Below are 22,112 nucleotides of genomic sequence, written 5' to 3' on the forward strand. Positions count from 1 at the left end.
CTTCGCAGTCGCCTGATCAAGCCGTCATGCGCCAACCCCGTGAGCAGTTACCCGGAAGCACCCTCACCCGCGCATGGCCAAGATCGATCAGCGCGACGAGCAGCGCCAGCGCGCCGAAGAACTCCGCGAAGGCGAGCAGCCAGGCGGAGAAGTTCGTCCACTGCATGTCGGGTGACCGCGAATAGGTTATGTCGGTCAGCAGCGCGCCGACAAAGCAGACCGCAGGAACCGTCATCAATGCGCCGAAAAGCGGTTGGCCAGCGACCGAAACTCGTACGGGCGGGTGATCGCTCAAGGCGGACATCCTTCGACAGGCGCAGCAATTGCCGGATAGTTGCCAAGACGTCCTTCAATTAGCCCGGGTTCCGATTTGCCCCGCGTGCGCTTTTGTCAAAAAGCAATAGTGGCGTCGATCGCGATCGTGGCGCCCGGTCGCAGAAAGACCGTATCGAAGCGCCGCCGGGATCGGTATGCCCCATCCCGCGAGGAGATAGGCCATGATCGATCGGTTGTTTTTCGACCACCCACGCAGCGTCGACGAAAGCTACCCCGAACATGCGGGCGTCGCGCTGCGGGTCGGTGCGACGATGATCGCAGCGGGCGCGGCGTGCCTGGTCCACGGGATCGTCCCCGCCCTGTTCACCCGCACCGGAAGCGACGCGATCCGCACGCTCCATGCCCGTCTTGGCGAGCGGCGCGACGTCGGCGCCAACACGGTCCCCGCTGCCGAATGGCAGTTGACGTACGACATCTGACCATCACCGTTCGATGATCGAGCATGTCGCCATCGTCGGCGGGGGCTTTTCGGGCACGCTGCAGGCGATCAACCTGCTGCGCCACGAAGGACCGCGCGCGACCCTGATCGAGCGGGCGGACGAGGCCGGGCGCGGCGTCGCTTATGGCGCGGCGCATCCCAGCCACCTGCTCAACGTGCGCGCGGGCAACATGAGCGCGTTTCCGGACGATCCGGGCCACTTCGTCCGCTGGCTGGAGGCGCGCGGGGTGGCGGAGGCCGCGACCGCCTTCGTGCCGCGGCTGACCTATGGCGTGTATCTTGGCGAGCTTTTGGACCGGGTCCGGCGTGACGCGGCCGATCGGCTGACGCTGGTCCGCGGCGCGGTGTGCGACGTGATCGACGGCTCCACGAGCGTCGACGTGCGCCTGACGGATGGCCGCAGCATCGCCGCCGACGCGGCCGTGCTCGCCGTCGGCAACCTGCCGCCGCATGAGCCGCAAGGGCTGAGTGGCGCCCACCTGTCGGCCGATCGCTACAGCCCCGATCCTTGGGGCGCGGGGGTGACGGACGGCCTGTCGGACGACGATATTGTGCTCGTCATCGGCACGGGGCTGACGATGGTCGACGTCGCGCTGATGCTCGACGCGCGAGGCTTTCGCGGGAAGGTGGTCGCGCTGTCGCGGCGAGGGTTGCTGCCGCGGCGGCACGAGGCCGGCGGACCGGCAATCGACCGGCTGCGCGAACGGCCGCGTCTGGCCGCCGCCGATCTGGTCCGCGCGGTGCGGCGGCGCAGCGAGGCGGTGGGCTGGCGGCATGCGGTCGACGAGCTTCGGCCGTTCACCCAGGCGATCTGGTCCAACGCCACCGAGGCGGAGCGCGCGCGCTTCCTGCGCCACCTGCGGCCGTGGTGGGACGTCCACCGTCATCGGCTGGCGCCGCAGGTGGCGGATCGACTGGCGGCGATGCAGGCGGACGGGCGGCTGGAGGTGATCGCGGGCAAGACGATCGCCTTCGCCGAGCAGGAAGATGGCGTAGCCGTCACTTGGCGTCCGCGCGGCGAAGACTCGGCCCGGCAGACGATCGTGCGGCGCGTCGTCAATTGTACGGGGCCGCAGGGCGACCTCGCGCGCACGGACGAGCCGCTGTTGCGGACGCTGGTCGAGCGCGGCGAGATCAGACCCGACGCGGCGCATCTTGGCATCGACGTGGATGCCGGCGCCGCGACGATCGGGAACGACGGCACCGTCACCGGTCGGCTGTTCGCGCTGGGGCCGATAACGCGCGGCGCCTTCTGGGAGATCGTCGCGGTGCCCGACATCCGGACGCAGACATGGAATCTCGCCCGTCGCCTGTCCAACGCGCATTGGGTGGAGGGCGAAGGGCTCTAACGCCCTCCACAGCCTCTCACCCCAGCGTGACGAAGCTGTCCATCACCCGCTTGCGGCCCGCACTCTCGAAATCGATCTCCAGCTTGTTGCCCTCGATCTGCGCGATCGCGCCATAGCCGAACTTCTGGTGGAAGACGCGCATGCCGGCCGACAGGTCGGCGCGCCCCTTGTTGCCGATGCTGACCGCCGGCGCGCGGCTCTCGACGATGCGGGTGGGTGCGGTCGTGAAGGTGCGCTGCCAGTCGCCCCCCGGCTTCTTGGGGTCGAGGCCACCGGCCGCGCGCTGCCAGCCCGGGCCCCTGCCCGTCCCGCGCGCGACGTCGGCGAACGGGTCGGCACGCTCGGACCAATTAGCGCGCCACAGGCTTTCGCCACCCGCCATGCTCGTCTCCGCCTCGATATGTTCGGGCGGCAGCTCGGCGACGAAGCGCGAGGGAATGGATGACGTCCACTGTCCATAGATGCGGCGGTTGGCGGCGTGGAGGATGTACGCCCGCCGCCGCGCGCGCGTGATCGCGACGTACGCCAGCCGGCGCTCCTCCTCCAGGCTGGCGGTGCCGCCCTCGTCGAGCGACCGCTGCGAGGGGAACAGCCCCTCCTCCCAGCCGGCGAGGAACACCGTGTCGAACTCCAGCCCCTTGGCGGCGTGGATCGTCATGATCGTGACCTGCGGCTCCTGCGGCCCGCCCTCGTTGTCCATGACGAGGCTGACGTGCTCCAGGAAGGCGCCGAGCGACTCGTATTCCTCCATCGCGCGGATGAGCTCGCTCAGGTTCTCCAGACGACCCGCCGCCTCGGCTGACTTCTCCGCCTGCCACATCGCGGTGTAGCCGCTCTCGTCGAGCAGTTGGCGCGCGAGCTCGGGGTGCGGCAGGTCGCGCGCGCGGTCGCGCCAGCGGGCGATGTCGCCCACCAGATTGCCGAGCGCGCGCCGCGCCTGCGGGGTCAGCTCGTCGGTGTCGAGGATGCGCGCCGCGGCGGTGGTCAGCGGCGTGCCCGTCGAGCGGGCGAGCTGGTGGATTCGCGCCAGCGCCTTGTCGCCCAGGCCGCGTTTGGGCACGTTGACGATCCGCTCGAACGCCAGATCGTCCGCGGGCTGGTTGACGACGCGCAGATAGGCCAGCGCATCGCGGATCTCCGCGCGCTCGTAGAAGCGGAAGCCGCCGACGATGCGGTAAGGCATGCCGATCGCGATGAACCGGTCCTCGAACTCGCGGGTCTGGTGGCCCGCGCGCACGAGGATCGCGACGTCGTCGAGGCTGGCGCCATCGCGCTTGCGGCCCTCGATCTCCTCAGCCACACGGCGCGCCTCTTCCGGCCCGTCCCAGACGCCGAGCACCCGCACCTTCTCGCCCGCGTCGAGCTCGGTCCACAACTGCTTGCCCAGCCGCCCGCCGTTGTTGGCGATGACGCCCGACGCGGCGCCCAGGATGTGCGGCGTGGAGCGGTAGTTCTGCTCCAGCCGGATGATCTTGGCGCCCGGGAAGTCCTTCTCGAACCGCAGGATGTTCTCGACCTGCGCGCCGCGCCACGAATAGATCGACTGGTCGTCGTCGCCGACGCAGCACAGGTTGCGCCGCTCCTGCGCGAGCAGCCGCAGCCAGAGGTACTGGACCGAGTTGGTGTCCTGATACTCGTCCACCATGATGTAGCGGAAGCGCTGCTGATACTGTTCCAGCACCTCGCGGTGCGACTTGAGGATCACCAGCATGTGGAGCAGCAGGTCGCCGAAATCGCAGGCGTTCACCGCCTTCAGCCGGTCCTGATAGCGCGCGTACAGGTCCGCGCCCTTGCCGTTGGCGAACCGTTCCGCCTCGCCCGCGTCGATCTCGCGCGGGGTGAGCCCCTTGTTCTTCCACTCGTCGATCAGCCCCGCCACGCTGCGCGCCGGAAAGCGCTTCTCGTCGATATCGGCGGCGAGGATCAGCTGCTTCATCAGGCGGAGCTGATCGTCGGTGTCGAGGATCGTGAAATTGCTCTGCAGCCCCACCAGTTCGGCATGGCGGCGCAGCATCTTGGCGCCGATCGCGTGGAAGGTGCCGAGCCACGGCATCCCCTCGACCACGTCACCCACCAGCCGCCCGACGCGCTCGCGCATCTCGCGTGCGGCCTTGTTGGTGAAGGTGACGGACAGGATCTCGCTCGGCCAGGCGCGCCGCGTGTAGAGCAGATGCGCCAGCCGCGCGGTCAGCGCCGCCGTCTTGCCCGTGCCCGCGCCCGCCAGAACCAGCACTGGGCCGTCGGTAGTCATCACCGCATCGCGCTGCTCGGGGTTGAGGCCGGACAGATAGGGCGGGTCCTGGGTCTGACCGGCGAGCTGGACGGGGGCGTTCATGCGTGAACAGCTAGGGAACGCGGACCCTCGGGGCAAGCCGTCGGGCAAGCGGCCAGTCGATGGCACCGGACGCCCATAGCGCCCACCAGACGATCAACGGCTGGAGCAGCAGGCGGGGGCCGTGATAGCCGAGGCCAAGCCCGGTGCCGCTGCCCAGATCGTGGATCGCGTGCTTGATGTTGGCGGGGAAGACGCAGACGGCATAGAGCGCAAGGCTCCAGCCCGCCGCCACCCGCCATCGCCGCGTCATCAGCCCGGCGGCGCCGGCGAGTTCGCACAGCCCGGTCGCGATCACCACGGCGTGCGGGAACGGCACCCAGGCGGGCGTGATCCGGACCATCGCGTCCGTTGCCAGCAGGTGCGCCACACCCGCGACCGCATAGAACAGCGCCAGCGCCCCGCGCGCGATCCGTCGTGCCCTGCCGTCCGTCATGTTCTTTCCTCGTACCGCCGACACCGGTGTCATCGCATGCCGAAGCTCAGAGCGGGACCCCGGATCACGTCGGGCGTGACGAAGCGGTGGATCATCGCGTATCGCTGCCGCAATCCAGGAGCCTGCCCATGTCACCCCAGTCCGCTCGCCCGTTGTTCGCCGCGCCGCTGCTGCTGCTCGCCGGCGCCGCACCCGCGCCGCCGCTCTCGCCCGGCGCCTGGCGCTTCACCAATACGCCGGTCTCGGCCACGCTCGATGGCCGCGTGCTGCACGACCTGCCGGTGGGTGAGATCACCAGCGAGACGACGTGCCTGACGCCCGAGATGGCTATGCAGCCGGCCGCCTGGCTCGCGCGCGACCTCGTGCACGACTGTACGCTGGATCAGACATCCGTCGCGGCCGGACGCGTCGCGATCACGGGGCATTGTCCGCCGCAGGGAGCAGCCTTCCCGCCGGGACGATTGACCATCGCGGGAACATATACCGCCGGCAGCTACGACCTGACCTTCACCACCGTATCGCCGGACGAGAACGGGACGATGGGCTTCAACGGGCGGATGACGGGCAGCCTCACGGGGCCGTGCAAGCCGGGCGAGTAGCCGTCAGCTTCGCTCTACCGCCATCAACGTCACGTCCTTGTACCGCTCGTCGTTCGGATCGAAGATCTTGCTGGGAACGAAGTGCCGCGGCGTTACCCGCAACGCGCCGAGACCGGACAGCCTGAACGTCCCGATCTTCACTTCCTTGGGCGGCTTTCCGTCCCGCTCGACCGTGATCGCATCGACGTGCAACTCGCCATGACGCGTATAGAGGACGTGCGGCGCGAGCGTTACCTGTGCCATGTTGTACGTGGCCGCCACGGAGAACTGCCGGACGATCGCCTCAAGGATGATGGCCGGAGCCGCGGCGGACGGCACCGCGCGATCCTCGCTTGACGTGAGTTTCATGTCGGCCAACCTACAAGTCCTGCTGCGCTGCAGCAATAACAAAGCAATGGATCGTGCGTTCCCGATCAGGAGACAGGAAATCACCCCAGCGCAGATCATCGAGCGGCTGGACCTTCGGCCGCATCCGGAAGGCGGCTGGTACCGCGAGACGGTGCGCCGTCCCGCACCCGGCGGCGGCCGCGATGCGCTGACCGCGATCCACTTTCTCCTGGATCACGGGCAGAGGTCGCACTGGCACCGGGTCGACGCGGACGAGCTTTGGCTATGGCATGTGGGCACGCCGATGTCGCTGCGGATCGCAGACTGCGACACCATCACGGACCACAGACTGGGCACCGACATCCTGGCCGGTCACGCGCCGCAGGTTCTGGTCTCGGCTGGAGCCTGGCAAGAGGCCGAGGCGACCGACGGCTGGTCGCTGGTCAGCTGCGTCGTCGTGCCCGGGTTCGACTTTGCGGGTTTCGAACTCGCCTCGCCGGGATGGTCGCCAGGATGAACGATCCCGCCGGTCAGGCGCGCGAGCCCGTGTCCGTCAATGCCAGAAGATCAGCAGCAGGATGATGATCGGCAACGGAATGCCCAGCACCCACAGCAAAATGCCCTTGCCCATCGATCATCCTCCCGTTGGTTGAGCAACTGTAACGACCGACGCCGGCCGCCGTTCCCGATCTCGGGCCAACCTTCAGGCGTCGTCGCCCATCCTGAGCGCCGCGATGAACGCCTCCTGCGGGATGCTGACCGAGCCGTACTCGCGCATCTTGAGCTTGCCCTTCTTCTGCTTGTCGAGCAGCTTGCGCTTGCGGGTCGCGTCGCCGCCGTAGCATTTCGCGGTGACGTCCTTGCGCATCGCGCTGATCGTCTCGCGGGCGACCACCTTGCCGCCGATCGCCGCCTGGATCGGGATCTTGAACAGGTGGCGGGGGATCAGTTCCTTCAGCCGCTCGACCATGCCGCGCCCGCGCACCTCCGCGGTGCTGCGATGGACGATCATGCTGAGCGCGTCGACCGCCTCTTCGTTGACCAGGATGCCCATCTTGACGAGGTCCCCCTCGCGATAGCCGATCTGGTGATAGTCGAAGCTCGCATAGCCCTTGGACAGCGACTTCAACCGGTCGTAGAAATCGAACACCACCTCGTTCAACGGCAGCTCGTACGTCACCTGCGCGCGGCCGCCCACGTACGTCAGGTTCTTCTGGATGCCGCGCCGGTCCTGGCACAGCTTCAGGATGCTGCCGAGATACTCGTCGGGGACATAGATCGTCGCCTCGATCCATGGCTCGCTGATGATCGCGATCCGGCTGGGATCGGGCATGTCGGCCGGGTTGTGGAGCTCCAGATGCTTGTTCCCCGACGGATCGGCATGCGCCAGCTCGATCTCGTACACCACCGACGGCGCGGTGGTGATGAGGTCGAGATCATATTCCCGGGTGAGCCGCTCCTGGATGATGTCCAGGTGGAGCAGCCCCAGGAAGCCGCAGCGGAAGCCGAAGCCGAGCGCCGCGCTGGTCTCCATCTCGAACGAGAAGCTCGCATCGTTGAGCCGCAGCCTCGAAATGCTTTCACGAAGCTTCTCGAAGTCGTTGGCATCGACTGGGAACAGCCCACAAAAGACGACCGGCTGCACTTCCTTGAATCCCGGGAGCGCGCTGGCCGCCGGGCGCTTGCTGTCGGTCAGCGTGTCGCCGACGCGCGCCTGCGCCACGTCCTTGATCTGCGCGGTGATGAAGCCGATCTCGCCCGCGCCCAGCTCGCCGAGCTGCTCGATCTTGGGGCGGAAACAGCCGACGCGGTCGACCAGATGCTGCGTGCCCGCCTGCATGAAGGTGACCTGCTGGCCCTTCTTGAGCACGCCGTCGACGATCCGCACGAGGATGACGACCCCCAGATATGGGTCGTACCAGCTGTCGACCAGCATCGCCTGCAACGGCGCGTCGGGATCGCCCGTGGGCGGCGGGATACGGCGGACCACCGCCTCCAGCACCTCGGCGATGCCGATGCCCGACTTGGCCGACGCGAGCACCGCATCCGACGCGTCGAGCCCGATGACGTCCTCGATCTCCTTGCGCACCTTCTCGGGGTCGGCGCTCGGCAGGTCGATCTTGTTGATGACGGGCACGATCTCGTGATTGTGCTCGATCGACTGATAGACGTTGGCGAGCGTCTGCGCCTCCACGCCCTGCGCCGCATCCACCACCAGCAGCGCGCCCTCGCAGGCCGCCAGGCTGCGCGACACCTCATAGGCGAAGTCGACGTGGCCCGGCGTGTCCATCAGGTTGAGCTCGTACGTCTCGCCGTCCGACGCCTTGTAGGCCAGGCGCACCGTCTGCGCCTTGATGGTGATCCCGCGTTCCTTCTCGATGTCCATGTTGTCGAGGACCTGCTCGCTCATCTCGCGATCGGTCAGCCCGCCGGTGGCCTGGATCAGCCGGTCAGCGAGCGTCGACTTGCCATGGTCGATATGCGCGATGATCGAGAAGTTGCGGATACGGTTCTGGGGCGTGGACACGGGTGCGGGGGCTGCCTCTGGCGGGAAGCCCCGCCGTTAGCATCGCGGGGGCGCAAAGCCAAAGGCGGCGGTGTGCCGCCTGCCGATCAGGCTCCGACCCGCGCGGGGTCGGCCCGGCGGATCGCCTCCAGCGCGTTCAGCCAGCGGCGCTCCCCCTGCCCCGACACCAGCTCCCACCGGACGCCACGCCGCTCCAGTTCGGCTCTCGACAGGTCGAAGAACCGCTGCCGCTCGGCGAGCGTGCCGAACATGCGGGTGCCGTCCGGTTGCCACGGAAGGTCGATGTCGAACAGCAGATAGAGGTCCGCCGTGTTGCCCCATGCATCGAACCACCGATCGCGGCGGCCGAACATCATGTCGGCCCACACCGCGCTCATCAGGGGATCGGTGTCGAGGATGACCGGAAAGCTACCGGCCGTCACCGCGGCGCGCGTCTTGGCGTCATGCGCGGTCGCGATCATGATGAGGTCCGCCATCGTCAGGTCGGTGCCGAACGCCTCGCAATAGGTACGGCCGAACTCGGCGATGCAGGTCGAGTGGAAGTGGTCGGCTAGGCGAGGCGCGATCGTCGACTTGCCGGTGCTCTCCGGCCCATGGAGGCAGATGGTGCGCAGCGTCATGCGGGCCCGGACCCGACACGCGCCGCCCGCGCGATCCGCCGCCAATCACGCAGGCCCCAGATCGAGAGCGCGAGGTAGATCACGTAGAGGATCGCCACCAGGTCGAGGTTCTTGGCATGGTAAAGCGGCACCGCAGCCAGGTCCACCGCGATCCAGACCAGCCAGTTCTCCCAGCATCGGCGCGCCATCAGCAGTTGCGCGGCCATGCTGGCGACGGTCACGCCGCCGTCCCACCACGGAAACGCCGCATCGGTGAAGCGCGCCATCGCGCCGCCCCACAGGACGATCACCACCAACGATGCGGCCGCCCAGCGGACACGGGACACGGTGGTCATGTCCTCCACCACGACCGCCCCGTCCCGTTCGCGTGACCGAGCCCAGTTGATCCAGCCGTAGACGTTGGCGCCGATGTAGAAGAGCTGGAGAAGCGCGTCGCTGTACAATCGTCCGCGCGTCGCCAGCACGCCGACCAGCACCACCGACCCGATCCCCGTCGGGAACGTCCCCACGTTGCGCCTCACGCCCAGCACCACGCAGGCGATGCCGAGCACAAGCGCGAGCCATTCAATCGTCGTCACGCCTCACCTGCTAGCGCGCTCATGCCGGAACGCCAACGGCCTGCGCCGCTTGCCGCTTGCGCCGCTCGCGGTGGCTTACTATAGGCGCGCCTCCAAGCACTCGGGCGCCGCCGGCGATCGGGTACTCCGTCGGGGAGTAGCTCAGCCTGGTAGAGCACTGCCTTCGGGAGGCAGGGGCCGGAGGTTCGAATCCTCTCTCCCCGACCATCGGACACCGGCGACCGGCCGGACTCCTTCACCATCGTGCTTCTTGTGGCTTCCGTCCTCGGTCTCGCCTGCAGCCCAGGCGATGTCGGGCGAAGAAAGTCTTGATTGCCCGCCATCCGTTCGCGCAGGCAAACGAGCGGTGGAGACCGCGGCGACCATGGCGACGACACTGACCCACCTCGACCGCCTGGAAGCGGAAGCGATCCACATCATGCGTGAGGTGGTGTCGGAAGCCGAGCGGCCGGTGATGCTCTATTCCGTCGGCAAGGATTCGGCGGTGATGCTGCACCTTGCGCAACGCGCCTTCTATCCGTCGTCGCCGCCTTTTCCGCTGCTGCATGTCGACACGACGTGGAAGTTCCGAGCGATGTACGAATTGCGCGACCGCGTGGCGGCCGAGAGCGGGATGGAGTTGCTGGTCCATCGCAACCCCGATGCGCTCGCACGCGGGATCAACCCGTTCGACCATGGCGCGCTCCATACCGACCTGTGGAAGACGGAGGGGCTGAAACAGGCGCTGACGCTGCACGGCTTCGACGCGGCGTTCGGCGGGGCCCGGCGCGACGAGGAGAAATCGCGCGCCAAGGAACGGATCATCTCGTTCCGCACCGCCAGCCATGGATGGGACCCCAAGACCCAGCGCCCCGAGCTCTGGAACCTGTACAACGCGCGCAAGAACCGCGGCGAGTCGGTCCGTGTGTTCCCGATCAGCAACTGGACGGAACTCGACGTCTGGCAGTACATCCAGCGTCATGACGTGCCGATCGTCCCGCTCTATTTTGCAGCGCCGCGCCCGACCGTGGAGCGGGACGGCATGTTGCTGATGGTCGACGATGACCGCTTCCCGTTGCGGCCGGGCGAAGTGCCGGTCGAGCGGTCGATCCGCTTCCGCACGCTGGGATGCTATCCCCTCACCGGCGCCGTGGAGAGCAGCGCCGCGACGCTGCGCGAGGTGATCCAGGAGACGCTGCTGACCACGACGAGCGAGCGCCAGGGCCGCGCGATCGATCGCGATGCGGGTGGCGCTGGCATGGAGACCAAGAAGCGCGAGGGGTATTTCTGATGAGGCGGTCGCATTCCTCCGGGGCCCGTCGGTTCCCCAAAAGCCGGGGCCGATGATGTATCGGACCACGGCGGACACCGATCCCGCTTATCAAGCCGATGCGCTGATCGAGCAGAACATCGATTCCTATCTCGATGGCCACCGGAACAAGACGATGCTGCGGTTCATCACCTGCGGCTCGGTGGATGACGGCAAGTCGACGCTGATCGGGCGCCTGCTGTACGACAGCAAGATGATCTTCGACGACCAGCTCGAGGCGCTGGTGGCGGACAGCCGGCGCGTGGGCACGCAGGGCCAGGAGATCGACTTCGCGCTGCTGGTGGACGGCCTCGCCGCCGAGCGCGAGCAGGGCATCACCATCGACGTGGCGTACCGCTTCTTCTCGACCGAGCGGCGCAAGTTCATCGTCGCCGACACGCCCGGACACGAGCAATACACTCGCAACATGGTGACGGGGGCATCGACCGCGGACCTGGCCGTCATGCTGGTCGATGCGCGCAAGGGCATCCTGACGCAGACGCGCCGCCATTCCTACCTCGCGCACCTCATCGGTATCCGCCACTTCGTGTTGGCGGTGAACAAGATGGACCTGATCGGCTATGATCAGGTCCGTTACGATGCGATCGTTGCGGACTATGCCGCGTTTGCGACGGGCATCGGCATCGACGGATTCGTGCCGATGCCGATTTCCGGATTTCGGGGCGACAATATCTCGTCGTCTTCGGAGCTTACGCCTTGGTATCACGGCCCGACGCTGATCGAGCATCTGGATACCGTCGAGGCTGGCGCAGTCGAGGATCAGGCCAAGCCCTTCCGCATGGCAGTGCAATGGGTCAACCGGCCCGACCTCGACTTCCGCGGGTTCGCCGGCCAGATCGCAAGCGGCGTCGTGCGACCGGGCGACGCGATCCGCGTGGTTCCCGGCGGCCGGACGTCCACGATCAGCCGGATCACGACGATGGACGGCGACCTCGACGAGGCGGTGGCGGGCCAGTCCGTCACGCTGTCGCTGACGGACGAGATCGACTGTTCGCGCGGGTCGGTCATCGCCGCCGCCGACGTACCACCGGCGACAGCCGACCAGTTCGAGGCGACGATCGTCTGGATGGCGGACGAGCCGCTGATCGTCGGCCGCGCCTATTGGCTGAAGCTCGGCACCCAGACGGTGGCCGCGACGGTGCGGGAGCCGAAATACCAGATCAATGTGAACACGATGGAGCATCTGGCGGCGCGAACGCTGGACCTGAACGCGATCGGGGTGGCGGAGCTCTCGACAGATCGGCCGATCGTCTTCGAGCCCTATGCCCAGGACGGCGCCGCCCCGAACACCGTCCTTGGCGGCTTCATCCTCATCGACAAGATCACCAACGCGACCGTCGCTGCGGGCATGCTGCACTTCGCGCTGCGTCGCGCGCAGAACGTGCATTGGCAGCCGACGGACGTTGACCGCGCCGAACACGCCCGACTGAAGAACCAGACGCCGCGCGTACTGTGGTTCACCGGCCTGTCCGGCGCCGGCAAGTCGACCATCGCCAACGAGGTCGAGAAGCGGCTCAACCTCATGAACCGCCACACCTTCCTGCTGGACGGCGACAACGTGCGCCACGGCCTGAACAAGGACCTGGGCTTCACGGAAGCGGATCGAATCGAGAACATCCGGCGGGTGGGAGAGGTCGCGCGGCTGATGGCCGATGCCGGGCTGATCGTGTTGACTGCCTTCATCTCGCCGTTCCGCGCCGAACGCCAGATGGTGCGCGAGATGCTGCCCGCCGGCGAGTTCATCGAGATCTTCGTGGATACCGCGCTGGCGGTCGCGGAGGAACGCGACGTCAAGGGCCTGTACCGCAAAGCCCGCGCCGGTCAGCTCGCCAATTTCACCGGCATCGACAGCCCGTACGAGCCGCCGCTGTCGCCCGAGATCGTCGTCGACACCGCAACGATGACCCCGGCCGAGGCCGCGGACTTCATCGTCCGCCAGATCCTGCCGCTGAAATGATCGACGCGTCGCCGGGTCGCGTACTGAGCGACGTCGATCTGGCGGTCCGGCTCGCCGAGGTGGCGGGCAAGCTGCTGGTGTCGGTCAGGTCGGCCGGGATGTTCGAGGCCGGAGCGCTGGGCGCGGCCGGCGACCACACGGCGAACGCGTTCCTCGTCCACGCGTTGCGCGCGCTCAGGCCCGACGACGGCCTGTTGTCGGAGGAGATGAGTTGCGACGGGTCGCGCCTGGGGCAGGATCGCGTATGGATCGTCGACCCGCTCGACGGCACGCGCGAATATGGCGAGGGGCGCGACGACTGGGCGGTGCATGTCGGGCTTGCCGTCGATGGCGTCGCGACTATCGGCGCGGTCGCATTGCCCGCGGTCGGGTTGACGCTATCGTCCGGATCGAGCCCTCCCCTACCCGCCTTGCGCCATCCGCCGCGCATGGTGGTCAGCCGCACGCGCCCGGCGGCCGAAGCCATCGCGGTCGCGGAGCGGCTCAGAGGCGAGCTGATCCCGATGGGATCGGCCGGTGCGAAGGCGATCGCCGTCGTGCGCGGCGAGGCGGAGATCTACCTCCACACCGGCGGCCAATATGAATGGGACAATTGCGCGCCCGTCGCGGTGGCTGCGGCTGCCGGCCTCCACGTCAGCCGGGTCGATGGCAGTCCGCTCCGCTACAATGCGCACGATACCTACGTGCCCGATCTGCTGATCTGCCGGCCGGAGTTCGCGGAAGACGTTCTGGCCATCGTCCGAGAACTCGCTGGCGGTCGATCGGGTAGCTGAGGACCGTCGGCTATCCGCCTTCGCGCAACGGCGTCGGAGGCGGGATGAGCTCCAACCGTCGCGGTACGGACCCCATCTCGATCCCGGCCCGGCGCAGATCGCGCATGAGGGTCAGCAGCACGAGGCTGCGGGTCGGATAGGCGGTGCGCGGGCTCGCGACGTGGCCGAAGCAGTTGAACAGCACGCGCCCGTCCACGATCGAGTCGACGAACGCCACCGGCGCGGGCTCAGTCAGCACATCCGGCACCGCCGCGAACGCCGCGAGCGTCAGAAGGCGGGCCTGCTCGACGTCAGCCTGGATCGGCACGGAGAACTGGACCTGTATACGTCCCAGCGGCCCGGCCAGCGTCTTGTTGAGGACTGACTTGGTGATGAGTTCCGAGTTGGGCACGATCAGGGTCGAGTGATCGGCAAGCTCGATCTCCGTCGATCGTACGCTGATCCGCCGCACGTCGCCCTCGTCGTTGCCGACGCGGATCAGGTCACCGATCTTGATCGGCCGCTCCGCCAGCAGGATCAGACCGGAAATGAAGTTCTGCGTGATCGCCTGCAGGCCGAAGCCGATGCCGACCGACAAGGCGGACAGCAGCAGCGCGATCCGTTCCACGCCGATCCCGAGCGAGGCGAGCGCCCAGATGAAGGCGATGGCGGTGCCGACATAGCGCGCGACGAGGCTCACCGAATTGCGGCCGCTCCCGTCGAGATCGGTGATCGGCAGATACCGTCGATCGAGCCAGCTCATGAAGACGCGAAGCAGGCCGAGCCCGATCAGCAGCACGACGACGCCGCGCAACACCGCGCCCGGTGAGATCGCGATGCCGCCGACCTCCAGGCCCTGGCTGAGCACGCCCAGCCGACCGAAGATCGACATGATGCTGTCGCCCGCGCCGAACGGCGAGAGGAGCAAGCCCAGCGCGAGGACGATCAGCGCCACCCGGGTTACGCCCGACAACAGGACGCCGAACTGGTCAATCGCGCTCGCCCGGATCCCGAGCGCCCCGGTGAGGACCCCGGCGGTCCGGCTCCCACGGGCGAAAACGCTGGTGGCGAGATCGTCCACCGCCGTCGAGAGCAGATAGACGCTGACCGCCAGGATCGCTGCCCAAATGAAGACCTGGCCGAGGAACAGGCTGAACCCGATGTAGCCCGTCACGAGCGAGACGAGCGCCGTCACGACGACGATCCAGCCGACGAGCGCGAACAGCCCGACGCCTGCGCCGACATGCTCCGCCGCCGGATCGTCGCCGGCGACCCGCGCCGACCGGAGGCGGCCGAGGATGACGAGGGACCCGGCGATGAGGACGAGGTGCAGCAACGCCTCGATCGCTTGCGTCGCGACCAATGCCGGGGTGCTGGCGCCGACCGCTTGGTTGAAGGCGCCCCACGTCCTCCCCGACGCGGCCACCGCCGCAAGCAGCCAGCCGATCGGGCGCAGGCGCTTGGCTGCGTCGTCGTCGATCGGCACGACCCGCCAGGAGGGCTGGGACCGGAGGAGCACCGCGCCCGCGAGCGCGACGACATAGCCTGCGAACCCCGCCGCCGTGACCATCGTGTCGAGCAGGTCGCGCCAACTCGCGGGCACGAGGCCCGACCAGTCTGCCCCCTGCACCACGCTGACGGCGGCCAAGAGCGGGGCGACGGTCCCCACCATCACCCGCCACAGCGCATAACCGGACCGTCGCACCCGATTGCCGGGCGTCCCGTCGACCAGGAACCGCTGGCCCGCCCGCCTTGCCAGCAACCGTGCCGGGAACAGGAGCACCAGCGCTAGCAGCGCCCCGGCGAGCGCGGTCCACGGGAACGAGCGCTGCCATTGTACGCGCCACGCGTCGGAGGCCTCTGCGAAGAACGCCGTCATCCGGCGCAGGTCGCGTGGCGCCGCCGCCAGCACGTTGGCCCAGAACACGGGCGCGACCGGCGAGATATAGTGCGTGGAGAGTTTCTGACCCAGTTGTTCGGCCTGGCTGCGATCGATCTCGTCGACCATCTGCTGAGCCTCGACCTCGACCAAGCGCGCGCGTTTTACCGCCGAGCCGATCGCGACCCGCTGACCTGCGATATTGGCTCGCTGGGCCTTGATGTCCGGCGTCTCGGCGACGCCGGGCGTCACCGGGCCGAGCTGCGCTGCACGTGCCTCGACCAGCGCCGCCTGCTGCTGAAGCTGTCCCGCCGCGTCAGCCGCCGAGCCGCCGGCCGCGGTCGCCTTGGCGCGCAGCAGCTTGGTCTGCGCGGCATCCACCTTGCCGTCGAGCGCCCGATCCACAGACCCGACGTCCGTCTCCGCCTGAGCCAACTCGCGTGACAGGTCGGCCAGCGACGTGTCCTGCGCGCAGGCGCCGGTCGCGTAGAACAATGTCAACAGGGCGCCTAGCAGCGCCAGCGATCGTCGCCGAGCGGTTCTCATCGGACACGCACTAGGCGGTCGGGTGCGTTCTGGCACGGTTCGATCTACAGGCGTCGGGCAGGAGCGGGAGCGCTGTCCCGCAACCGAAGCCGGAGGGTCGGATCGGCATCGACCTGTCCATCGGTCTTGACGGCGTGGCTCGCAGCCGTCGCGCCACAGGGCTGGAAGCCGTGGAGATCATGCGCGGGGTCGCCGAGTGCGACATCGCTGAAGATCGATGATGCCGCAGAGGCGGCCGCTATGTTCGTCCACCAGCAGGTGATCGCCGACAAGGTTGCCGCGGATGATGACCTCGCCGGGGTCAGCGCCACACCCGCGATCAGGGAGTAGACTGCAAAACAACCGTACGGGCCATGTTATCATAGTCGGGGATCAAGACGCGTGTGGTGGATCAGACGCCGGAGGACGGCAATTTCAAGCTAGAGGCCATGCTTGCCGAGACGGGGAAAGCGAAAGCGAGCGTCTGGTCTATAATCGGGAGGAGGTGGCCGCCGCCACTCCGGTCCAAACTAAACCTGGCACCGGGCAGGTCAGGAAACGCCTCGTTCATGCGTGCCCAGAGCTCTTGGCTCAAGACATCTTCGGCGCTGGCATCGTGGATGGAGTTTGTCGAAGTCCAAAAAACGGACACAGAACCGAGATCATCCTCTGCGTCCTTTTCATAGTTGTCGGGCTGGCGGTGAGCGCCGCGCGGGACCGATCCCGCGCGGCACGTGCATCATCAGCGCTTGTAGGCGGGGTCGATCGAAGCGGCCTTGTCCTCCTCGATCTCGACGTCGGTGCGGCGGACGGTGTCGTCGATCTGCTCGACGCGCTCGCCCGTCGTCTTGCTGACGACGACTTCCTCGACGACGCGCGCGGTCTTGCCAACCACCGCTTCCTCGCCGGTCGCAGTCATGTCGATCGTGCGCTCGCGAAACGCGTCGTCGGCATCCGTCAGTGGCCGGTCGACCGCACGACGCTGAATGCTGATCTTCTCGTCGCGCAGCTTGATCTGCTCATGGACCGGCGTCTCCGTGACGTAGGAGCGAACCCGCGCACCGCCACGATCGACCTCGCGCTTGCCGACGACGAGCTGCTCCTCGACGATCGGCACGACCTGCTCGCCAGCGACGTTGGTGTCCGCATAGTCGGTGCCTAGACCGGTCTTGGCGGAGGTCGTCTCGCTGCCATAGGCGTATGCCGCAGCGCCGGCTCCCGTTGCCGCGCCGGGTGTGTTCCAGCCCGACTCGCGCCACTGGTTGGAGCGCTCGTCGATGTCGACCGTGTCGGCCTCCTCGAGCACCTTCACCGCCGTCTCAACATGCTCCTCGCCGACATCCGCGGTCAGCAGGAAGCCACCACGACGGACGCCCTCCTCATAGGTGTGGCGGTCCTCGTCGGGGAGGAAGGCGTTCTTGACCGACGACCACATGCCCACGTCGGCATGGGTCGAGTTCTTGTCGGCGCTGTAGCCCTGGCTCGACTGATCGAGGATGCGGACATGGCCGGCATCGACATTAGAGGCCTTGAGGCGAGCCTCGGCGGCCTCGGCATCGGCACGCTTGTCGAACAGTGCGGTAATCGTACGGGTCATGAATAGTCTCCTGTAGGTTACGGGACGAAAATGGGATTACTTGGCCGTGACGACCAGCTCGGTACGACGGTTCTGCGCCTGGCCGCCCGCGGTCGCATTGCTGGCGACCGGATTGGCGTCGCCACCGCTTGCGGTGCTGATCCTACCGGCTGCGATGCCGGACGCGGTCAACGCACTGCCCACGGCGGCGGCACGATCGGCACCAAGTTTGACGTTGGTGGCGTCGCTGCCCCGCGTATCGGCATAGCCGACCAGGCGAACGGTCGCCTTGGGATAGGCAGCGAGGATCTGCGACAACGCGGACAGCGTCGGCTTGTCGTCGTCCTTGATCTGCGCCGAGGCGGTGTCGAAGTTGAGCTTGTCGAAGGTGAAGGTCCGGGGCGCCGCGGCATTGCTGGCGAGGAACGCCTGCAAGTCGTAATTCAGCGTCTGCGGCGCGAGATCGACCGTCTTGCCGCCGGGAAGCGCGACATGCTTGATCGCGACGGGCGGCGTCGACGAGGCGGTCTCGGTCGGTGCCGGTGCGACGACGGCAGCATCGTGGCGATTGCAGCGGCTGAGTGCCAGCAACGCCGCAAGGATACCCAGAATCAACGCGATCCAGGCCAGCCAGTTCGTCGCCTTCTTCTCTATGTGGATTTCACGCGGCGATGCACCGCGCGTGTCGTTCGGATCAGCCAATGGTAATCTCCCTGTTTATAGGTCTTTTGGACGCTCGATCGTCGCGCGCATGGCGCGTAGCGTAACCGGGATCGCGACCCGCTCCTGAACCACCTCCCGAGTGATGTGGATTTCCTCGACGACGAAGAGCCGCTTTTCGGCAACCAATCGTTCCTCGACGAGCGAGATGATCGTGACGTTGCCGTCTTCACGAACGGGCGGCGCAACCTCGATTTCCCGATCGAGCTTGAACCGCTCGATCTTCAGCGCGCCTTGGGTGAGTACCTCCTCAACAGATACGTCGCGCTCCTCCACAGAGGTTCGGATGCGGACCGCGTCGGTCTGCACCCTCACCTTATCGATGGTGGCAGATTCTTCGAAGATGGGGATGCGGAGCGAACGATCGTCGGGGTCGGCCATTAGAAGCGGATCCTGGCTGCGAGACCACCGGGCGTGGCTTCCTCGCGATCTGGCTTTGAACCTTACGCCGCCCGTGCGACATCCCGCCTCTTTGGCAGGACGGTGCGTTAACACCTTGGGTAAACTGGGGTTCCGGCGCGGCCGTAAAACTTTGCGGCCTTTTGTCGGCTTGGCACCGCCGCTGTCGTTTCCGGATCGTACCGCACCGCCACTATCCGGTATCGGCGGCTCGGACGGCACTTCCTTCCGTCTTGAACTGTTGGTGTCCCACAACGTTCGGAAGGAAGATCGATGAGCAAGGTGGAGATGCCGGTGAGCGGCGGTGGACCGGACAAGGGAGAGCCGGACGGTGTTTCGGGATCGCCGGGCGGCAGTGCCGAGGTGAGTGGTCGGACGCCGGGTGGCGAGAGCGGTGGCGGCGGCTATGACAACCCGCATAGCGGCAAGGAGCCGACCGGCGGCGGCTTCATGGGCCACGGTGGCCAGACCGAGATCGGCTATCACGGCGGTGGACAGGCCGGCGAGCAGGGCGGCGATGCTCCCAACGCGGCGACCGGGTCCGACAGCTCGGACGGCGCCGAGCGCGAGTCGAGCGCCTGGACCGCGCCGACGTACGAACCTCATGCCGTCAGCGCCGGTGGCCGTGCGTTCCAGGTCGTCGAGACCAACGGCATCGCGCAGGCCGAGGTGCTGGGCAAGGTCGGTACCGACGCCGCTTACGAGGAAGAGCAGGAAAGCCCGGGCTCGGGTTGAAATTCGCCGAACGACGTTGATGGAGTGTCCGTTTCGCATGGACCGCAGTCGGACGACGTATTATCGAGGGTACCTCACAGCAGGCCATGGAAGATGACGACACTCATTGCCGAACGGTCGGTTTACGGCGTCGTCGACGGGGTCGAAGTCGAAGTCTCGATCAAACTTCATGCGCCCGAAGTGGACGATCGAGATAATTGGTCTTGTCGTTATACATTCCACACCGACTGTCCCGCGCTGGCGCTGAAAGAACGATCGCCCGGCGGCGTGGACGGCGTCCAAGCTCTGGTATCCGCGCTGCACGGTATCGGCTACGACCTGGACAAAAGCGGTATCGAATGGTCGATGTTTCCAGAGAGTGAGTACACGGGTACCGGCACGTTGCTCAGGTTGGACGATGGGTTCCCGCGCGCAGGGCTTGGCCCAGGCATGCTCGGCGCCGCGTTCCGTAAACGGATGGAACATTACGTGACGGCGGAGAGGGAGAAAGCTCTTGAGACGATCGTCGCGAACAAGCGGCGTTCAAGAGCGGCATCGTCGTAGCTGTCGATAAGGCTGTACGCGGAACCAGGCCGTAGTGGTCGTACGTCGTACTCTGTCGCCGATCGAACGGCAGTTCTCCAGCAACGCACGCAGACGACCTCCGCCTGCGTTTCCGCAAGAGCTTCGCTTGCGGAGCTGGGCCCTTGCAAGCAGACGACACCCGCCGCCGGCCAGGGCATTTTCATCGCCAGCAAGCCCTAGTCACATCAGTGTCACCGGACTGACCGCGATCTGTCGCGGAGCCGCCATACGGGACTGGCCAGCCGGCAAGCCGCCGGCGGGAGCATGACGTGATGACGAACCGGTTGGCGATGCAGCGGCTGAACGCGGGCGTGTCCGTGCTGAGTGTCTTCCTGGCCGCGCCAGCCGTCGCGCAGGTCACCGGCACGGCTCCTGCCACCACGCCGCCCGTTGCGCCGCCGGAGAGCGGGTCGACCACGAACGCGGGACAGGCGACCGCGGCCCCCGCAGCCGATACGTCGCCGGGCGACATCGTCGTAACCGGCACGACGACTCGCGCCGTGTCGCAGGTGTCGGGCGCCGAGATCCAGAAGATCCTGCCCGGCATCAGTCCGTTGAAGGCGTTGCAGACGCTACCCGGCGTCACCTACCTGACCGCCGATCCATGGGGCAACAACGAGCAGAACATCTCACTGTTCATCCACGGCTTCAACCAGCAGCAGCTCGGCTACACGCTCGACGGATTGCCGCTCGGCGACCAGCAGTACGGCAATTACAACGGCCTCTCGCCGCAGCGCGCGATCATCTCGGAGGATGTCGGCCGGGTGACGCTGGCGAGCGGCGCGGGCGATCTCGGCACGCCGTCGACGAGCAATCTGGGCGGCACGATCGACACCTTCTCGTCCGATCCCAAGCCGACCGCGGGTGCGACGATCGAGCAGGTCGTCGGCAGCTACGACGCGTTTCGCACCTATGCCCGCATCGACAGCGGCGACATCGGCCAGAACACGAGGCTGTACGTCTCCGGCCTCCGTCAAAAGGCGCGCGCCTGGGACTTCAACGGCCAGCAGGGCGGCTATCAGGCCGACGCCAAGCTGGTCCATGAGGACCCGACGGGACGGCTCGACGTCTTCTTCTCCTATTCGGACAAGGCTGAACCGAACGAGGACGCGACCGTCGTTTCCGCGGCACAGTCCTATCAGCCCTATGCGCGCCCGTTCCTGTACCCGAACTTCGCCGCGTCCCAGCAATATTACGCCGGCCAGCTCGCCTATAACGGCGCGCCGACCTATGCCGCAGCAGGCTCGAACTACAGCAACTACTACAGCGATGCGCAGCGCACCGACTATCTGGGATACATCAAATACGATTGGCACGTGTCGGATCGCGTCCACTGGATCAACCAGGGCTATTTCCACCACGACGACGGCGTCGGCGTCGGCGTCGTCGCGGGTCCGATCACTGCGGCGGGTCTGCCACAGCTGTTCTCCTTTTATTATCCGGGTGCGGCGGGCAGCAGTCCGACCTCGGCGGCCAACCTTGCGCGGCTGTCGACCATCTTCGGCGGGTCCAGCCTGGCGGCGCGCACCACCGAGTACCGGATCAACCGCGAGGGCCTGCTGTCCACGCTGCGGCTAGACCTCGGCAACCACCAGATCGAGCTTGGTGGTTGGTACGAGCATCAGGCCTCGTCGGCCTACCGTCGCTGGTACGCCGTCAGCGCGAGCGCGCCGTCGTCGCCCTACACGCGCCCGGGCGATTACGAGGCGCCGCTCATTACCCAATACGGCAGCCAGGTACGCGTCGACGAAATCCAGACGCACATCCAGGACGCCTGGAAGATCCTGCCCGCCGTGACGATCCAGGCCGGCTTCAAGAGCACCTTCCAGATGGCGACGCAGGCTGTGCCGGTGCAGCCGATCCCGGGCTCGTTCACCGGCTCGATCGGCCTGCCGGTGGGCAAGCTGAACACCAGCAAGGCCTTCCTGCCCGAGGTGGGCGGCCTGTGGGACGCGACGAGCCACGAGCAGTTGTTCTTCAACGTCCAGCAGAACATCCGCCAGTTCCAGACGAGCGCCGCTGCCGGACTATCCCCCTTCGCGCTCGGTAGCCAGGGCCTGTTCCAATTGCTCTGGCAACCTGGAGGAAGCTCTGACATGTCCGTTTGCTAGATGAGAACCAGGTTTGGAAAGGGTTGTTGAGCTTGAAGACGA

Annotated in this window: 21 protein-coding genes and 1 tRNA gene; 11 read left to right on the plus strand and 11 right to left on the minus strand. The window is 67.0% G+C overall.

What is annotated here, in order from left to right; translation table 11 throughout:
- Window positions 1–16: 16 nt before the first annotated feature.
- Window positions 17–304, minus strand: a complete 288-nt coding sequence (locus ACFE65_RS14230; RefSeq protein ID WP_375383029.1) for a DUF2231 domain-containing protein — start codon at window positions 302–304, stop codon at window positions 17–19.
- 193 nt (window positions 305–497) lie between these two features.
- Here ACFE65_RS14230 and ACFE65_RS14235 point away from each other — a divergent pair, with 193 nt between their 5' ends.
- Together ACFE65_RS14235 and ACFE65_RS14240 are read left to right on the plus strand one after the other, a co-directional pair.
- Window positions 498–755 carry a DUF6356 family protein gene (locus ACFE65_RS14235; RefSeq protein ID WP_375383030.1) on the plus strand — a complete coding sequence of 86 codons (258 nt, stop codon included), beginning with the start codon at window positions 498–500 and terminating at the stop codon, window positions 753–755.
- A 13-nt stretch (window positions 756–768) separates the two neighbouring features.
- Window positions 769–2,124 carry an FAD/NAD(P)-binding protein gene (locus tag ACFE65_RS14240; RefSeq protein ID WP_375383031.1) on the plus strand — a complete coding sequence of 452 codons (1,356 nt, stop codon included), beginning with the start codon at window positions 769–771 and terminating at the stop codon, window positions 2,122–2,124.
- Window positions 2,125–2,140: 16 nt separating this feature from the next.
- Here the strand turns inward: ACFE65_RS14240 and ACFE65_RS14245 are convergent, their stop codons facing one another.
- Together ACFE65_RS14245 and ACFE65_RS14250 are read right to left on the minus strand one after the other, a co-directional pair.
- Window positions 2,141–4,459 carry an ATP-dependent helicase gene (locus ACFE65_RS14245; protein ID WP_375383032.1) on the minus strand — a complete coding sequence of 773 codons (2,319 nt, stop codon included), beginning with the start codon at window positions 4,457–4,459 and terminating at the stop codon, window positions 2,141–2,143.
- A 10-nt stretch (window positions 4,460–4,469) separates the two neighbouring features.
- Window positions 4,470–4,892 carry a DoxX family protein gene (locus tag ACFE65_RS14250; protein WP_375383033.1) on the minus strand — a complete coding sequence of 141 codons (423 nt, stop codon included), beginning with the start codon at window positions 4,890–4,892 and terminating at the stop codon, window positions 4,470–4,472.
- Window positions 4,893–5,020: 128 nt separating this feature from the next.
- Between ACFE65_RS14250 and ACFE65_RS14255 the strand changes: the two genes are divergently transcribed.
- Window positions 5,021–5,491 (plus strand): DUF3617 domain-containing protein, encoded by a 471-nt coding sequence (locus tag ACFE65_RS14255; RefSeq protein ID WP_375383034.1) that lies wholly within the window; start codon window positions 5,021–5,023, stop codon window positions 5,489–5,491.
- Window positions 5,492–5,494: 3 nt separating this feature from the next.
- On the opposite strand, the gene ACFE65_RS14260 is transcribed toward ACFE65_RS14255, so the two are convergent.
- Window positions 5,495–5,839 carry a hypothetical protein gene (locus ACFE65_RS14260; RefSeq protein WP_375383035.1) on the minus strand — a complete coding sequence of 115 codons (345 nt, stop codon included), beginning with the start codon at window positions 5,837–5,839 and terminating at the stop codon, window positions 5,495–5,497.
- Between the two features lie 46 nt (window positions 5,840–5,885).
- Here ACFE65_RS14260 and ACFE65_RS14265 point away from each other — a divergent pair, with 46 nt between their 5' ends.
- Window positions 5,886–6,335, plus strand: coding sequence for a cupin domain-containing protein (locus ACFE65_RS14265; protein ID WP_375383058.1), 450 nt, complete (start codon window positions 5,886–5,888; stop codon window positions 6,333–6,335).
- A 186-nt stretch (window positions 6,336–6,521) separates the two neighbouring features.
- Here ACFE65_RS14265 and lepA read toward each other — a convergent pair whose 3' ends face one another.
- From lepA to pnuC, 3 genes are all read right to left on the minus strand, one after another.
- Window positions 6,522–8,345 (minus strand): translation elongation factor 4, encoded by a 1,824-nt coding sequence (gene lepA, locus ACFE65_RS14270; RefSeq protein WP_375383036.1) that lies wholly within the window; start codon window positions 8,343–8,345, stop codon window positions 6,522–6,524.
- A gap of 86 nt (window positions 8,346–8,431) precedes the next feature.
- A complete protein-coding gene (locus tag ACFE65_RS14275) occupies window positions 8,432–8,965 on the minus strand; it encodes an AAA family ATPase (protein WP_375383037.1) in 534 nt (177 codons plus the stop codon).
- A complete protein-coding gene (pnuC, locus tag ACFE65_RS14280; RefSeq protein WP_375383038.1) occupies window positions 8,962–9,543 on the minus strand; it encodes a nicotinamide riboside transporter PnuC in 582 nt (193 codons plus the stop codon). Before pnuC ends, ACFE65_RS14275 begins: the two co-directional genes overlap by 4 nt.
- Window positions 9,544–9,673: 130 nt before the next feature.
- Here pnuC and ACFE65_RS14285 point away from each other — a divergent pair.
- From ACFE65_RS14285 to ACFE65_RS14300, 4 genes are all read left to right on the plus strand, one after another.
- Window positions 9,674–9,750 (plus strand) — tRNA-Pro (locus ACFE65_RS14285).
- Between the two features lie 139 nt (window positions 9,751–9,889).
- Window positions 9,890–10,813: a sulfate adenylyltransferase subunit CysD gene (gene cysD, locus ACFE65_RS14290; protein WP_375383039.1), complete on the plus strand. Its 924-nt coding sequence runs from the start codon at window positions 9,890–9,892 to the stop codon at window positions 10,811–10,813.
- A gap of 52 nt (window positions 10,814–10,865) precedes the next feature.
- A complete protein-coding gene (gene cysN / locus ACFE65_RS14295; RefSeq protein ID WP_375383040.1) occupies window positions 10,866–12,809 on the plus strand; it encodes a sulfate adenylyltransferase subunit CysN in 1,944 nt (647 codons plus the stop codon).
- Window positions 12,806–13,582, plus strand: a complete 777-nt coding sequence (locus ACFE65_RS14300; protein WP_375383041.1) for a 3'(2'),5'-bisphosphate nucleotidase CysQ — start codon at window positions 12,806–12,808, stop codon at window positions 13,580–13,582. The genes cysN and ACFE65_RS14300 overlap by 4 nt, the downstream gene beginning before the upstream one ends.
- A gap of 10 nt (window positions 13,583–13,592) precedes the next feature.
- Here the strand turns inward: ACFE65_RS14300 and ACFE65_RS14305 are convergent, their stop codons facing one another.
- From ACFE65_RS14305 to ACFE65_RS14320, 4 genes are all read right to left on the minus strand, one after another.
- On the minus strand, window positions 13,593–15,941 hold the full coding sequence (locus tag ACFE65_RS14305) for a DUF3772 domain-containing protein (protein ID WP_375383042.1): 2,349 nt from the start codon (window positions 15,939–15,941) through the stop codon (window positions 13,593–13,595).
- A gap of 766 nt (window positions 15,942–16,707) precedes the next feature.
- Complete coding sequence (locus ACFE65_RS14310) at window positions 16,708–17,562, minus strand: YsnF/AvaK domain-containing protein (RefSeq protein WP_375383043.1); 855 nt, start codon at window positions 17,560–17,562, stop codon at window positions 16,708–16,710.
- Window positions 17,563–17,598: 36 nt separating this feature from the next.
- Window positions 17,599–18,243 carry an OmpA family protein gene (locus ACFE65_RS14315; RefSeq protein ID WP_375383044.1) on the minus strand — a complete coding sequence of 215 codons (645 nt, stop codon included), beginning with the start codon at window positions 18,241–18,243 and terminating at the stop codon, window positions 17,599–17,601.
- A 15-nt stretch (window positions 18,244–18,258) separates the two neighbouring features.
- A complete protein-coding gene (locus ACFE65_RS14320; RefSeq protein WP_375383045.1) occupies window positions 18,259–18,642 on the minus strand; it encodes a YsnF/AvaK domain-containing protein in 384 nt (127 codons plus the stop codon).
- A 291-nt stretch (window positions 18,643–18,933) separates the two neighbouring features.
- On the opposite strand from ACFE65_RS14320, the gene ACFE65_RS14325 reads away from it, so the two are divergent.
- The 3 genes from ACFE65_RS14325 to ACFE65_RS14335 all read left to right on the plus strand — a co-directional run bounded on the left by ACFE65_RS14325 (window position 18,934) and on the right by ACFE65_RS14335 (window position 22,070).
- Window positions 18,934–19,395, plus strand: a complete 462-nt coding sequence (locus ACFE65_RS14325) for a hypothetical protein (RefSeq protein WP_375383046.1) — start codon at window positions 18,934–18,936, stop codon at window positions 19,393–19,395.
- A gap of 93 nt (window positions 19,396–19,488) precedes the next feature.
- The gene (locus tag ACFE65_RS14330) at window positions 19,489–19,938 is read left to right on the plus strand and encodes a DUF6968 family protein (RefSeq protein WP_375383047.1); all 450 of its coding nucleotides are present in this window, start codon (window positions 19,489–19,491) and stop codon (window positions 19,936–19,938) included.
- Window positions 19,939–20,231: 293 nt separating this feature from the next.
- Window positions 20,232–22,070 carry a TonB-dependent receptor plug domain-containing protein gene (locus ACFE65_RS14335; protein ID WP_375383048.1) on the plus strand — a complete coding sequence of 613 codons (1,839 nt, stop codon included), beginning with the start codon at window positions 20,232–20,234 and terminating at the stop codon, window positions 22,068–22,070.
- The last annotated feature ends 42 nt before the right edge of the window (window positions 22,071–22,112 follow it).

Source organism: uncultured Sphingomonas sp., assembly GCF_964237335.1.
GTDB lineage: Bacteria > Pseudomonadota > Alphaproteobacteria > Sphingomonadales > Sphingomonadaceae > Sphingomonas.

Bases quoted from the DNA above. Each gene is read 5' to 3' on its own strand.
- ACFE65_RS14320 (WP_375383045.1), bottom strand. From the start codon at position 18,642: ATGGCCGACCCCGACGATCGTTCGCTCCGCATCCCCATCTTCGAAGAA.
- ACFE65_RS14300 (WP_375383041.1), top strand. From the start codon at position 12,806: ATGATCGACGCGTCGCCGGGTCGCGTACTGAGCGACGTCGATCTGGCG.
- ACFE65_RS14260 (WP_375383035.1), bottom strand. From the start codon at position 5,839: ATGAAACTCACGTCAAGCGAGGATCGCGCGGTGCCGTCCGCCGCGGCT.
- ACFE65_RS14240 (WP_375383031.1), top strand. From the start codon at position 769: ATGATCGAGCATGTCGCCATCGTCGGCGGGGGCTTTTCGGGCACGCTG.
- cysN (WP_375383040.1), top strand. From the start codon at position 10,866: ATGATGTATCGGACCACGGCGGACACCGATCCCGCTTATCAAGCCGAT.
- ACFE65_RS14245 (WP_375383032.1), bottom strand. From the start codon at position 4,459: ATGAACGCCCCCGTCCAGCTCGCCGGTCAGACCCAGGACCCGCCCTAT.
- ACFE65_RS14310 (WP_375383043.1), bottom strand. From the start codon at position 17,562: ATGACCCGTACGATTACCGCACTGTTCGACAAGCGTGCCGATGCCGAG.
- ACFE65_RS14325 (WP_375383046.1), top strand. From the start codon at position 18,934: ATGAGCAAGGTGGAGATGCCGGTGAGCGGCGGTGGACCGGACAAGGGA.
- ACFE65_RS14265 (WP_375383058.1), top strand. From the start codon at position 5,886: ATGGATCGTGCGTTCCCGATCAGGAGACAGGAAATCACCCCAGCGCAG.
- ACFE65_RS14255 (WP_375383034.1), top strand. From the start codon at position 5,021: ATGTCACCCCAGTCCGCTCGCCCGTTGTTCGCCGCGCCGCTGCTGCTG.
- ACFE65_RS14330 (WP_375383047.1), top strand. From the start codon at position 19,489: ATGACGACACTCATTGCCGAACGGTCGGTTTACGGCGTCGTCGACGGG.
- ACFE65_RS14275 (WP_375383037.1), bottom strand. From the start codon at position 8,965: ATGACGCTGCGCACCATCTGCCTCCATGGGCCGGAGAGCACCGGCAAG.
- ACFE65_RS14230 (WP_375383029.1), bottom strand. From the start codon at position 304: ATGTCCGCCTTGAGCGATCACCCGCCCGTACGAGTTTCGGTCGCTGGC.
- ACFE65_RS14335 (WP_375383048.1), top strand. From the start codon at position 20,232: ATGACGAACCGGTTGGCGATGCAGCGGCTGAACGCGGGCGTGTCCGTG.
- ACFE65_RS14235 (WP_375383030.1), top strand. From the start codon at position 498: ATGATCGATCGGTTGTTTTTCGACCACCCACGCAGCGTCGACGAAAGC.
- ACFE65_RS14250 (WP_375383033.1), bottom strand. From the start codon at position 4,892: ATGACGGACGGCAGGGCACGACGGATCGCGCGCGGGGCGCTGGCGCTG.